Source organism: Nocardia sp. NPDC087230, assembly GCF_044744725.1.
Classification (GTDB): Bacteria; Actinomycetota; Actinomycetes; order Mycobacteriales; family Mycobacteriaceae; genus Nocardia; species Nocardia canadensis.
In genome coordinates, this window is the sequence record NZ_JBIUYV010000001.1 from 799961 (window position 1) to 812848 (window position 12888).

12 protein-coding genes are annotated in these 12888 nt (G+C 70.4%); 7 read left to right on the forward strand and 5 right to left on the reverse strand.

Annotation, left to right across the window (positions count from 1 at the left end; all coding sequences use genetic code 11):
* Positions 1-17: 17 nt before the first annotated feature.
* Positions 18-1658, reverse strand: a complete 1641-nt coding sequence (locus ACIO52_RS03770) for a peptide chain release factor 3 (RefSeq protein ID WP_218717221.1) — start codon at positions 1656-1658, stop codon at positions 18-20.
* Positions 1659-2049: 391 nt separating this feature from the next.
* Here ACIO52_RS03770 and ACIO52_RS03775 point away from each other — a divergent pair, with 391 nt between their 5' ends.
* Both ACIO52_RS03775 and pth read left to right on the forward strand, forming a co-directional pair.
* A complete protein-coding gene (locus tag ACIO52_RS03775; RefSeq protein ID WP_342800298.1) occupies positions 2050-2673 on the forward strand; it encodes a 50S ribosomal protein L25/general stress protein Ctc in 624 nt (207 codons plus the stop codon).
* Positions 2674-2697: 24 nt separating this feature from the next.
* Positions 2698-3276 (forward strand): aminoacyl-tRNA hydrolase, encoded by a 579-nt coding sequence (gene pth / locus ACIO52_RS03780; protein ID WP_218717223.1) that lies wholly within the window; start codon positions 2698-2700, stop codon positions 3274-3276.
* 173 nt (positions 3277-3449) lie between these two features.
* On the opposite strand, the gene ACIO52_RS03785 is transcribed toward pth, so the two are convergent.
* Together ACIO52_RS03785 and ACIO52_RS03790 are read right to left on the reverse strand one after the other, a co-directional pair.
* Entirely contained in the window at positions 3450-5093 is a 1644-nt protein-coding gene (locus ACIO52_RS03785) for a fatty acyl-AMP ligase (protein WP_316576073.1), read from the reverse strand.
* 109 nt (positions 5094-5202) lie between these two features.
* Positions 5203-5865 carry a lysophospholipid acyltransferase family protein gene (locus ACIO52_RS03790; RefSeq protein WP_402641425.1) on the reverse strand — a complete coding sequence of 221 codons (663 nt, stop codon included), beginning with the start codon at positions 5863-5865 and terminating at the stop codon, positions 5203-5205.
* A gap of 97 nt (positions 5866-5962) precedes the next feature.
* On the opposite strand from ACIO52_RS03790, the gene ACIO52_RS03795 reads away from it, so the two are divergent.
* Positions 5963-6520, forward strand: a complete 558-nt coding sequence (locus ACIO52_RS03795) for a TetR/AcrR family transcriptional regulator (RefSeq protein ID WP_402641428.1) — start codon at positions 5963-5965, stop codon at positions 6518-6520.
* Here the strand turns inward: ACIO52_RS03795 and ACIO52_RS03800 are convergent.
* Positions 6517-7695 (reverse strand): aminotransferase class V-fold PLP-dependent enzyme, encoded by a 1179-nt coding sequence (locus tag ACIO52_RS03800; protein ID WP_316576070.1) that lies wholly within the window; start codon positions 7693-7695, stop codon positions 6517-6519. The genes ACIO52_RS03795 and ACIO52_RS03800 overlap by 4 nt on opposite strands.
* A 133-nt stretch (positions 7696-7828) precedes the next feature.
* Between ACIO52_RS03800 and egtA the strand changes: the two genes are divergently transcribed.
* From egtA to egtD, 4 genes are all read left to right on the forward strand, one after another.
* Positions 7829-9112 (forward strand): ergothioneine biosynthesis glutamate--cysteine ligase EgtA, encoded by a 1284-nt coding sequence (gene egtA, locus ACIO52_RS03805; protein WP_402641431.1) that lies wholly within the window; start codon positions 7829-7831, stop codon positions 9110-9112.
* Between the two features lie 102 nt (positions 9113-9214).
* On the forward strand, positions 9215-10507 hold the full coding sequence (gene egtB / locus ACIO52_RS03810; protein ID WP_218717236.1) for an ergothioneine biosynthesis protein EgtB: 1293 nt from the start codon (positions 9215-9217) through the stop codon (positions 10505-10507).
* Between the two features lie 148 nt (positions 10508-10655).
* Entirely contained in the window at positions 10656-11498 is an 843-nt protein-coding gene (egtC, locus tag ACIO52_RS03815) for an ergothioneine biosynthesis protein EgtC (protein WP_402641434.1), read from the forward strand.
* The gene (egtD, locus tag ACIO52_RS03820; protein WP_218717229.1) at positions 11495-12466 is read left to right on the forward strand and encodes an L-histidine N(alpha)-methyltransferase; all 972 of its coding nucleotides are present in this window, start codon (positions 11495-11497) and stop codon (positions 12464-12466) included. Before egtC ends, egtD begins: the two co-directional genes overlap by 4 nt.
* Position 12467: 1 nt before the next feature.
* Here the strand turns inward: egtD and ACIO52_RS03825 are convergent, their stop codons facing one another.
* On the reverse strand, positions 12468-12842 hold the full coding sequence (locus ACIO52_RS03825) for a hypothetical protein (RefSeq protein ID WP_316576069.1): 375 nt from the start codon (positions 12840-12842) through the stop codon (positions 12468-12470).
* Between the last annotated feature and the right edge of the window lie 46 nt (positions 12843-12888).

The window sequence follows — 12888 nt, forward strand, 5'->3', positions numbered from 1 at the left end:
CTCAGACAGTCGACCAGTTAGTCCGCGGTCGCGACCAGTGGCTCGAGCGTGAGCTTCGGATGCTCTTTCTCGATGTACTGCAGCCGCCATTTGTCGCTGAACAGCGCGAGAATCGCGCCGTCGGTCCGAGTGAACACCTCGACGCCGCGCTGGCGATCCAATTCCGGCGCCGATTCCGCGTCGGTGCGCCTGGCCAAAGTGAAGGGCAGGAAATCCAGCTGGGTTTCCACATTGAACTCCGCCTGCATGCGAGCGGTGACGACCTCGAACTGCATCGGGCCGACCGCCGCCAGCACCGGCGAGGCGTCGCCGCGGGCGTCGTTGCGCAGCACCTGCACCACGCCCTCGGAGTCGAGCTGGTCGATGGCCTTGCGGAACTGCTTGTACTTGCCCGCGCTCTGCGCGCGCAGCGTCGCGAAATGTTCGGGGGCGAAGCTCGGGATCGGCGGGAACTCCACCTTCTTGTCCACGAACAGGGTGTGGCCCGGCGCGAGCGCGGTGGCGTTCACCAAGCCGACCACGTCGCCCGGGTAGGCGGTGTCGACGGTGGTGCGCTCGCGGCCGAACACGGTCAGCGCGTACTTGGTGGCGAACGGACGACCGGTCTGCGCGTGCGTGACGACCATGCCGCGCTCGAACTCACCGGAGACGATCCGCATGAACGCCAACCGGTCGCGGTGCGCGGTGTCCATGCCCGCCTGCACCTTGAAGACCACCGCGCTGAACGGATCGCCGGTCGCGCGGTCCTTGCCCGCCACATCGGCGCGCGGGCCGGGAGCGGGGGCCAGCGCCACCAGCGTCTCCAGCAGCTGGCGCACACCGAAGTTCAGCATCGCCGAGGCGTAGATGACCGGTGAGGTCTGCCCGGCCAGGAACAGTTCCTGGTCGTGGTCCTGCCCGGTGGCCGAGAGCAGTTCGCTCTCCTCGGCGGCGGTCGTCCAGGCCTCGCCCTCGCGCGCCTCGGCCTCGGCCGGGGTCAGCGATTCCTCGGGGGCGATGGTCGCGCCGCCCGCGGTTCGGGTGAAGTGGATGTACTCGCTCGCTTCGCCCTCGGGGCCGCGCCGCAGCAGGCCGCGGAAGTCGCCGGCGATGCCGACCGGCAGGAACAGCGGGGTGGGGGTGAGGCCGATGCGCTCGCTGATCTCGTCGAGCAGCTCCAGCGGCGCCTGACCGGGGCGGTCCCACTTGTTGATGACGGTGATGACCGGGATGCCCCGGTGGCGGCAGACCTGGAACAGCTTCAGCGTCTGCGGCTCGAGACCCTTGGCCGCGTCGATCAGCATGACCGCGGCGTCGACCGCGGTGAGCACGCGGTAGGTGTCCTCGGAGAAGTCGGAGTGGCCGGGGGTATCGACCAGGTTGATGACATTGTCGACGTCGGACCCGGCGGCGCGGTAGTTGAACTGCAGCGCGGTCGAGCTCACCGAGATGCCGCGCGCCTTCTCCATCTCCATCCAGTCCGACACGGTCGACTTGCGCCCGGCCTTACCGTGGATGGCGCCCGCCTCGGAGATCATCTTGGCGTGTAGTGCCAGCGCCTCGGTCAGCGTCGACTTACCCGCGTCGGGGTGCGAGATCACGGCGAAGGTGCGGCGGCGCGCGACCTCGGCGGGTAGTCCGCGCGGGGTGGGGGCGGCGCTCTCTCCGGACTCGGTCAACGCAGAACCTCACTGTGTTTATGGCGGCTGGTGCCGCGGGGTTTGCGGCCCTTCGGGCCTCGCATCCGAGGCTCGAGACTACGCCTTCGGCGTTACGCTTCGAGCCTCGGATGCGAGGCGGCCGCAAACCCGTGGTCGTCGCGGTGGATGGTGTCGCGCGGCTTCGCGGCGGCAGGTGGGGCCGTTTTTCTGTGGATATGCCGATGCGGTATGGTGGTCGGGTTGTCTCGGCGAGGGTGAGTTGCCCCTAGTGGTTGTACTCACCGTGATCGACGCGGCTCGGCCTTCCCGGTCGTCCTCGTTCGTTCTTCGTCCGACGAGTAGACGTTGACCCCGCAGATGGGTCGCCCCACCTGACCAGCCCGGAAGAGCCGTAGGAGCGCATTCAGTCATGTCCGACGTGAACCAGATCGAAGCCGCCGTCCGCACCGAATTCGGTAAGGGCGCCGCTCGCCGTACCCGTCGCGACGGCAACGTGCCCGCCGTGCTGTACGGCCACCAGGCCGAGCCGCAGCACCTGAGCCTGGACGCCAAGGCCTTCGCCGCCATCCTGCGTACCCACGGCACCAACGCCATCCTGAACCTCGTCGTCGACGGCAAGCAGCAGCTCGCGATGACCAAGTCGGTCGTGGTCCACCCGATCCGCCGCTACATCGAGCACGCCGACCTGCTGATCGTCAAGCGTGGCGAGCGCGTCACCACCGACGTCAATGTCGTGGTCACCGGCGACGCCGCCTCCGGCACCCTGATCACCCAGGAAGCCACCACCCTGTCCATCGAGGCCGATGCGCTGAAGCTGCCCGAGTCCATCGAGATCTCGGTCGAGGGCATCGAGCCGGGCACCCAGATCCTGGCCGGCAGCATCGAGCTGCCCGCGGGCGTGACCCTCGCCGGTGACCCGGAGGCCCTGATCGTCAACGTCATCGCCGCGCCGTCGGCCGCGCAGCTCGACGAAGAGGGCGAAGGCACCGCCGCCGCCGAGGAGACCGCCGAGTCGGCTCCCGAGTCCGAGTAAGACTCCTGCACTACGGTTCGGCGCATGACCGAATCCTCCGGGCCCGCACTCGTGGTGGGGCTGGGTAACCCCGGCCCCGAATACGAGCGCACCCGCCACAATGTGGGCTTCCTGGTCGCCGACGTGCTCGCCGAGCGCGTCGGCGGCCGTTTTGCCGTGCACAAGAAGTCCGGCGCGGATCTGCTGCAGGCCCGCCTGGACGGGCGCCAGATCCTGATCGCCAAGCCGCGCACCTACATGAACCTGTCCGGTCGGCCGGTGGCCGCGCTGGCCAAGTTCTTCTCGGTGCCCGTCGACCAGGTCATCGTGGTCCACGACGAGCTCGATCTGCCGTTCGGCACCATCCGGCTCAAGCAAGGCGGCGGCGAGGGCGGCCACAACGGCCTGCGCTCGATCTCCCAGGCCCTGACCACCAAGGACTACCTGCGCACCAGGATCGGCATCGGCCGCCCGCCCGGTCGTCAGGACCCGGCCGACTACGTGCTCAAGCCGTTCGCGGCCCCGGAGCGCAAAGAGGTCCCGGTGATCGTCGAGCAGGCCGCCGACGCGGTCGAGCTCTTGCTGAAGGTCGGGCTGGAAACCGCCCAGAACCAATTACATTGAGCGCTGGTGCGCTCGAGTTCGCGGCCCTTCCGGTCCCGCCGGTCAGGCACCGTTGCTTGCTCCTACGTCGCCTGCGCAACGGCGCCTGACCGGCGGGACGGCCGCGAACCGCCGCTGCGCGGCGGCCCCTCCTCGAGGTCGGGGCGTGCGTGGCCGGCAGCGACGGGTCGGTCCTATCTCAGGTGTACCGCGGTGGCGGCTCGGCGCAGTTTGCCCGACGACGTCTTCGGCAGGGCACCGGGGCCGAGGACCGCGACCGTGCGTGGGCGGGCGCCGACCTCGGCGAACACCTCGTGCACGATCTCGCGCTCGATTCGCTTCACCTCGTCGGGATCCTGATAGTCGTTGGATTCCACTACCACGGCGAAGCTTTCGCGCTTCTCGCCCGCGTCCAGGCGCACGGCCACCGCGTTGCCGGGGCGCACGCCGGGCACCCGCATCGCGGCCCGCTCGATGTCGGTCGGGTAGATGTTGCGCCCGCCCATGATGATGACGTCCTTCATCCGCCCGCAGACCACGACCAGCCCGGCCTCGGTGAGGTAGCCGATGTCGCCGGTGTCGAGCCAGCCCTCCTCGTCCTGCGCGGGCCGGAATCCATCGACGGTCACGTAGCCCGAAGTCACCGCGGGGCCGCGTAATTCGATGACGCCGACCGTGCGCACCGGCAGCGGCTGCCGCTCGGCGTCGACCACCCGGCCCTCGAGGTCGTCGACGAGGTGGCCGAGCGTCGGCAACCTGCGCGGGGTGCCGTGGTGGCCGTCCTCGGCCACCGGCACCGCCTTGCCGACGGCTTCGAGCAGATCGGCGTCGATGACGTCGAGCACCATGCCGTGGCCGGGGTCGGGGATCGAGACGGCCAGGGTGGTCTCGGCCATGCCGTAGACCGGGGTCAGCGCCATCGGGTTGAGCCCGAAGTGCTTGCCCGCGTCCGCGAGCGCGATCATGGTGTCGGGGTCGACTGGTTCGGCTCCGTTCCACATGTACCGCACGCTGGACAGATCCATCGAGCCCGGCTCGGCCTGGCGCAGCCGCCGGGCCAGCAGCGAGTAGGCGAAGTTCGGTGCCGCGGTGACGGTTCCGCGATACTTGTCGATCAGCTCGGCCCACAGCAGCGGCCTGGCCAAGAAATCCAGCGGGGTCACGCAGACCACCTCGGCGCCGAATTGCATGGGTACGCTGAGGAATCCGACCATGCCCATGTCGTGGAACAGCGGCAGCCAGCTGATCATCACGTCGTCGTCGAGCTGGAACTTCACACGATTGAACATCGCGTGCGCGTTGACGTTGAAGTTGCCGTGGGTGATCCGGACGGCCTTGGGTGATCCGGTCGATCCGGAGGTCAACTGCTGCAGCGCGATATCGGATTCGGCGGTCGGCACCGGGTCGGTGTCGGGGCCCTCGTGCAGGTCCTCGATCTTGACCACGGTGATCCCGCGCTCGAGCAGCACGGGTTCGGCGGCGGCGAACGGCGCGCCGAGCACGACGGCCTTGGCCTCGATCATGTCGAGCACCGTCTCGGTGTCGCGTACCCAGACCGCGAGGTCGGTCCGCGGAGTCGGCTGGTGCAGCATGGTGATCGAAGCACCACGCATCCAGATGCCCTGGCAGACAGGGGCGATGTCGACGGGCAGGCCGGCCAGGACGCCCACCGCGTCACCGTGCTCGATCCCGGCGGCCGCCAGGCCACCCGCCATCCGCCGCGCCACGCGGTGGATATCCCCCCAGGTCTGCCGCAACGGCGCCTCCGGCTCCCCGGTGACCAGCCCCCTGTGGCTGGTCAGCGCTGTGGCAAACATTTCGTCGGTGAACCTGCTCAACGTCGGACTCCCTTTACGCCAACGATCGGTTACGGCCGTGCTCCCAACAGAAAATCCCGCCCCGCCCACCCGGTGTTAACCCCGACTGACAACCGAGCGTCCTCGCCGATCAACGTTCGGCGGCAAAGGAGGCAGCGTAGCGGTCCACATATGGTCTACCCGATTGCATCGCAATTTCCCGCATCAGCTGGTCAGTTGCCACTCTGACCTGGGCGCGGTGCACCGCTGCCGGATACCGCCGCGCCGGCTGGACGCTGATGCGCACCTTGGTGAAACGCAACAGTTTCCGACCGCGGGGGTTCATGCGGTCGGTTCCCTCCAGCACCACGGGCACCACCGGCGCCCCTGTAGCCATGGCAACGCGCAGCGCCCCGGTGCGACCACGATAGACCCTGCCGTCCACCGACCGGGTGCCCTCCGGGTGAATTGCCCAGACGCCGCCCGCTTCGAGGATCCGGGTGGCAGCCGCGAGGGCGTCGGCGGCGGCGTCACCCCCGGTGCGGTCCACCGGTACCTGTCCGGCGGCGGTGAAGAACCACCGCTTGGCCCGTCCGCGCAGGCCGGTGCCGGCGAAGTACTCCTGTTTGGCGAGAAAGGTGAGCGGGCGCGGGATCACCAGCGCCAGGTAGAGCGAGTCGATGAAGGCCAGGTGATTGGCCGCGATGATCACCGGCCCGGTGCGCGGCACGTGCTCGAGACCCTCCACGCGCGGGCGGCCGAGCAATCGCAGCAGCGGGCCGATCAGGACGTGTTTGCACAGCTGGTACCACATGGGACCTCCAGAGTAGACAGTGTCTACGCGACGATAGTAGACATTGTCTACGCAGGCGAGGGCGCGCGTGGCCCACCGGGTGTGCAGAATTGCCCCTATGCCCGAATCGCTGCGTGAGCGCCTGATCGACACCGGTGTCGACCTGCTCGAACGCGACGGCGTCGGCGAACTCGGGCTCCGGGCCATCGCCAGGGCGGCCGGCGTCTCGCACGGTGCCCCGCGCCGCTGGTTCCCCACCCATGCCGCCCTGCTGGCCGCGATCGCCGCGCGGGGCTTCGCCGACCTGATCGACCGCTTCGGCGCGCTCGCCACGATCGCCGACCCACGCGAACGGCTGCGCCGGATGGCGATCGACTACGTCGACTTCGCGCTCACCCGGCCCGAGATGTTCACCCTGATGTTCCGGCACGACCTGCTGGCGGGCTCGGGTGAGAACCTCCGGGCGACGACCCGGCCGCTGTACGGGCAGATCGTCGCGCTGGTCGCCGCCGCAGCCCGGCCGGGCGCCGATGCCACCGCCACGGCCCTGCTGCTGTGGACGAATGTGCACGGCCTGGCCACCGTCGCAGCCAACCGGACACTCGAAGTCGTTGCCCCGGAAGCGGACCCGCGCGTGCTCGCCGACCGCATCGTCGGCGAGCACCTCACGGGTTAACGGGTGACCTCCGCCAGCGCGGCGACGAAGCGATCGAGGTCGTCGGTGTCGACGAAGTAGTGCGGGGAGGCCCGCACGATCGCGGGCAGGCCGCGCGTGGTCATGTCCAGCAGGGTGGAGCCCGCGTGGCTGACGGTCACGGTGACGGCGTGCTCGGCGAGCCGGTCGCGCAGCGCGAGCGGGTCGTGACCGTCGACGGTGAACGAGACGATCCCGCTGTGCTCGGTGCCGAGGTCGCGCACTGTCACCCCGGGCACGCCGGGCAGGGCTTTGCGCAGGTAACCCGCTCGGTCGGCCACGGCGGCGTAGACCTCGTCCGGCCCGAGGGCGAGTAGGTAGTCCACGGCGGCCCCGAGTCCGAGCCGGGCGGCGACATCGCATTCCCAGAACTCGAAGCGAGACGCGTCGGGGGCGAGCCGGTATTCGTTCGGGCTCACCCACTGCGCGCTGTGCAGATCGAGCCGTCCCGGTTCCATCGTGCGCGCCAGTTCGTCTCGGACGTAGAGGAATCCGGTGCCGCGCGGCCCGCGCAGCCACTTGCGCCCGGTGGCCGAGAGCGCGTCGACGCCGAGCGCGCCGACGTCGATGGGCAACTGCCCGATCGACTGGCAGGCGTCGAGCAGCACCAGCGCGCCCGCCTCGTGGGCGACCCGGGTGGCCTCGCCGACCGGATTCACCAGGCCGCCGTTGGTCGGCGCGTGCTGCAGCGAGACCAGCTTCACCCGCTCGTCGAGCATGGCCGCGAGGGCGTCGGTGTCGAGACGGCCGGTGTCGTCGCTGGGAATGTGCTCGACCACGGCACCGGTCCGCCCGGCCCGCTGGAGCGCGGCGATGGCGTTGCTGGCGTAGTCGGCGCCGGAGATCAGGATGCGGTCGCCGGGACGCAGCGCCACCGCATAGGCGAAATCGGCCCATGACCGGCTCGCACTGTCGCTGAGCGCGATGGTCTCCGGGGTGGCACCGATCAGGCTCGCGATCGAGGTCTTCACCGCGGCCAGGTCGTCGAGTCGTTCGTTAGCCGCACGGTAGCCACCGATCTCCGCTTCCCGGCGCAGGTGGGCGATCACGGTGTCGGTGACCACCCGCGGCGACAGCGACGATCCGGCGCTGTCGAGGAATACCTGCCCGGACGCGAGTCCGGGAGTGTCGGCTCTGATCGCGGCGAGGTCCATCATGGCGACGACCCTACCGCCGCCGAGCTGTTCCCCATTTCGTCACTTTTTCTGTCGGTACTCGTCGCTACTCTGGAATGAGTCGGTTGCACGAGCACGCGGTTTCCACGGCGGCACCCAGTACGCGGAGGTTGGCATGGCGGTCACTCTGGAACGTTCTTCGTGGCCCGATTCCGCCACTGACCAGGGCGAACTATCGTCCAGGGCGGCGGCGGAGGCCTATGTCGGCGGGGTCTGCTTCAAACTCGGGCCACCGGCGCTGATCGGTGCGGAACTGGAGTGGCTCACCGCGGGGCCCACCGGTGCGCGCCCCTCGCTCGAGCTGATGGCAGCGGCCCTCGGGCCCCACGCACCCACCTCGATCGCCCCGGCCTCGGCCGCGGCCCCCCTGCCCGGCGGAAGCAGGGTCACCATCGAACCCGGTGGTCAGATAGAACTATCCAGCGCACCGTTCGCCGATCCGGCGGCGCTGACGCAGCAGCTGGCGGCTGATGCGGCCCGTTTGCGGGACCTGCTCGCCGCCCACGGAATCGGTATCGAATCGGCCGCCGCCGACGCTCGTCGCCCGGCCGAACGGCTCCTTTGCCTACCCCGCTACGCGGCCATGGAACGCCGGTTCGCCGGCGTCGGGCCGTTCGGGGCGCTCATGATGTGCAATACCGCGGCCACCCAGGTCAGCGTCGATGCGGGCGCCGATCCCGACGAGGTCAGGGCCCGCTGGACGGCGCTCTACGTCCTCGGACCGGCACTGATCGCCGCCTTCGCCTGCTCGCCCCGGCTCTACGGCGCACCGCAGGGCGCGTGGGCATCCCAGCGCATGCGCACCTGGCTGCGACTGGACCCCTCGCGCACCCGCCCGCCGGTGGCCGACTGGTCCGATCCGATCACCGCCTACGCGCACTGGGCGCTGGACGTGCCGCTGCTGTGCGTGCGCTGCACCGAGCACGACGCCGACTGGTCACCGCCGCCCGGCGCCACCTTCGCCGACTGGCTGGCGGGCGCGCTCGACGACGAGGTCGGCCGCCGCCCCGGCACCGCCGACCTGGACTATCACCTGACCACCCTGTTCCCGCCGGTCCGGGCCGCGGGCCACCTCGAGGTGCGCTACCTCGACACCCAGCCCGGCGACACCTGGACCACCCCGATCCACCTGTTCGACGCGCTGTTGTCCACGCCCGCGGTCGTCGCCGAGGCGACCGCCCTGGCCGCGCCGACCGCGGGGGAGTGGCTTGGCGCGGCCCGCACCGGCCTGCTCGATCCGCAGGTCCGCCGGGTCGCGGTCGACCTGCTCGAACTCGCCGCCCAGCACGCCCGATCCGCCCCGGCCGCACAGGAATTGGCCCTGGCCGCGCGCCGATGTCGGTCCGGCGACAGTCCCCTCACCGTGGCGCGTGCGCGCAACGGGTCGGGCGGTTCGTGACAGGTACCGCTCCCACCGGCCCGATGACGTTGTCGCCCACACCCTTCCGGAGTTGATCCCGTGACCCTTTCCGCCCCCGCCGATCACCGCGACCGCGACCGCATGCGCGAGCGGATCGCCGAGGTGCTGCAGCGGGCCCGCCGCCGCACCGCCGTTCTCACCGACAGCGTCGACGAGGCCGACCTCATCGCCCAGCATTCGCCGCTGATGAGCCCGCTGGTCTGGGACCTCGCCCACATCGGCAATCAGGAAGAGCTCTGGCTGGTCCGCGATGTCGGTGGCCGCGAGGCGGTCCGGGCCGACATCGACGAGCTCTACGACGCGTTCAAACACGCCCGCGCGAACCGCCCCGCGCTGCCGCTGCTCGATCCCGATCAGGCCCGCGGCTATGTCGGCACCGTCCGCGAGAAGGTCTGGGACGTGCTGGGTTCCAGCGCGCTGTCCGGTGATCCGCTGGTGGACAACGGTTTCGCCTTCGGCATGATCGCCCAGCACGAACAGCAGCACGACGAGACCATGCTCGCCACCCATCAGCTGCGCCTCGGCGCCCCGGTGCTGTCGGCACCGCCCGCGCCCACCGCGCCGAGTCCGGTCACCGGCGAAGTGGTCGTTCCCGGGGGCGAATTCCTGATGGGCACCTCGGCCGACCCGTGGGCCCTGGACAACGAACGCCCCGCGCATCCGGTGCACGTGCCCGGCTTCGCCATCGACATCGCGCCGGTGACCAACGAGCAGTACCTGGCGTTCATCGACGACGGCGGCTACGAACGCCCCGAACTGTGGTCGGAGCGGGGCTGGGCGCACCGGCAGGAGGCCGGGCTCGTCGCGCCGCAGTTCTGGGAGCGCGACGGCGCCCGGTGGACGCGGGTGGCCTTCGGAGTGCGCACCCCGCTCCGGCCGCGGCAGCCGGTCGTGCACGTGTGCTGGTTCGAGGCGCAGGCGTACGCGCGCTGGGCGGGTAAGCGCCTGCCGACCGAGGCCGAGTGGGAGAAGGCGGCCCGGTTCGATCCGGCCACCGGCGGCTCGCGCCGCTATCCGTGGGGCGAGGACACCCCCGACGAGCACCGGGCCAACCTCGGCCAGCGGCACCTGGAACCCGCCGAGGTCGGCGCCTATCCGGCCGGCGTCTCGGCGACCGGCGTGCACCAGCTGATCGGTGACGTCTGGGAGTGGTGCTCCTCGGGCTTCGAGGCCTACCCGGGCTTCCGCGCCTTCCCGTACCGGGAGTACTCGGAGGTCTTCTTCGGCGGCGACTACCGGATTCTGCGCGGCGGCTCGTTCGGCACCGACGAGGTCGCCTGCCGCGGCACCTTCCGCAACTGGGACCACCCGATCCGCAGACAGATCTTCGCCGGGTTCCGGCTGGCCCGCGACCTGCGAGCGGACGAGATCTGATGCGCGGCGGTGACTTCACCGTTCGGCGCCCGGAACCGGCCCGCCGAACGGCAGTGGGCGCGTGTCCGGCGCGTTCTGGGGCCGGCGCACCGACGCGGGTTCCGCCGGAGTCCGGCCATGCCCGGCTCGTACCGGGGGCGGGCTGCTGATGTGCCGTCATCTGGGTTACGTGGGCCCACCGGTCGCGGTCGGTGAGCTGGTCGTGCGTGGCCCCCATTCGCTGTACACGCAGTCCTGGGCGCCCACCGACATGCGGGCGGGCGGCACCATCAACGCCGACGGGTTCGGCGTGGCCTGGTGGCGCCGGGCCGATATCGGCGTCGAGGGGGAACGCGACGCCGCCAGCCGATACCGCAACGCCGCGCCGATCTGGACCGACCCGGCGGTGGTCGAGGTGCTCGGTCAGCTGGAATCGCGCGCCGTGCTCGCCGCCGTGCGGTCGGCCACGGTGGGCATGCCGGTCGAGCGGGCGGCCTGCGCGCCGTTCGTCGACGAGCACTGGGCCTTCAGCCACAACGGCGTCGTCCCCGCGTGGCGGACGACGCTGGCGCGAGTCCGCGCCGACCTGGACGAACTGTTCGCCGCAGGTCCGCTGTTCGGTTCCGCCGAGGTGCTGTTGCGGGCCGAGGCGCTCACCGACTCCGCCGCCCTGTGGGTGCTGTTGCGCGGCCTGCTCGGCGCGATCAACCCCGACGGCCCGATCACCTCGCCCGCCGACGCGCTACGCCTGCTGGTCGCCGCCGTCCTGCGTCACCAGCCCACCGCCCGGCTGAATCTGTTGCTCGGCAACGGGACCGAGCTGTGGGCCACGACCTGCTGGCACGCCCTGTCGGTCCTGGTAGCCGACGACTACACCGTGCTCTGTTCCGAACCGTACGACGCCGATCCACGGTGGCAGCCGATCGCCGATCACCAGCTGGTGATCGCCACGCCCGGCCACTGCACCGTCACCGCCCTCGAGCTTCCCGTCACCGAAAGGGTCCGTTCATGACCGCGCCGCTGCTGGACATCCATCTCACCGACGACGATCTCACCGCGGCCTTGCGCACCGACGCCCGCGCCGGTCTCACCGCCACTCCGAAGTCGCTGCCGCCCAAGTGGTTCTACGACGCCCGGGGCAGCGAGCTGTTCGAGCGGATCACCGAACTGCCCGAGTACTACCCGACCCGCACCGAGCGGGCCCTGCTGGCGCGCGTCGTCGGCGAGATCGCCGCGGCGGCCCGTCCCGAGGTCCTGGTGGAGCTGGGGTCCGGCTCGGCTGCCAAGACCCGGCTGCTGCTGGACGCGCTCACCGCCGAAGGGTCACTGAAGACCTATGTCCCGCAGGATGTCTCGGCATCGGCCCTGCGTGGCGCCGCCGCCGAGATCGCGGCCGAGTACCCGCAGCTGAGCGTGCACGGTGTCGTCAGCGACTTCACCGACACCTTGCACAACCTGCCGCGCGGCGGCCGCCGGATGATCGCTTTCCTCGGCGGCACCATCGGTAACCTGGTACCCGCCGAACGGACCGAGTTCCTGGCGGGCATCAACGACGTCCTCGAACCCGGGGAACTGCTATTGCTCGGCGCGGGTCTGGTGATCGATCCGGCGGTCCTGGTCCCGGCCTACGACGACGCCGCGGGCGTCACCGCCGAGTTCAACCGCAATGTGCTGCACGTGCTCAACCACCGCCTCGGTGCCGACTTCGCCCCGGACAAGTTCGAGCACGTCGCGCTGTGGGACGCCGAGAACGAGTGGATCGAGATGCGCCTGCGCGCCACCGAGGCGATGACGGCCACCGTCACCGACCTGCACCTGACCGTCGACTTCGCGGCCGGTGAGCAGATGCGCACCGAGATCTCGGCCAAGTTCCGGCCCGAGGGCCTGCGTGCCGAACTCGACGCCGCCGGTTTCGCCACCCTGCGCACCTGGACCGACCAGGACAACCGTTTCGCCCTGGTGCTGGCCGAACGACGCTGAGTTACAGATCGAGTTCGTCGGCGAGGTACTCGCCGTCGGTCAGGTTCTCGTCGCCCTCGAGGTCGCGTTCGACGCCCTCCTCGCCGTCGATCGCGTCGTCGTCGTAGAGGTCGCCGTCGACGGCGTCGTCACCGACCACCCGGACCGCCGAGACCTCGGCGGGGCGTTCGTCCTCGGCGACGGCCTCGCGTTCGGCGCCGGACTCGGACCACTCCTCGTCGGTTTCCTCGGTGATGCCGAGGAAACCGTCGGCGTCGGCCTCGTGATTGCGGATGACGTAGTCCTGCGGCGGGTCCTCGACGTACCGCTCGTATTCGACGATGTCGTCGGCCTGATCGTCGTCGCCCATGTCCATGTCCAGCGGTTCACGGCTCATGGGTCCAGTATCGGCCTCCGGTCGGCGTCCGTCACCGGTGCCACGC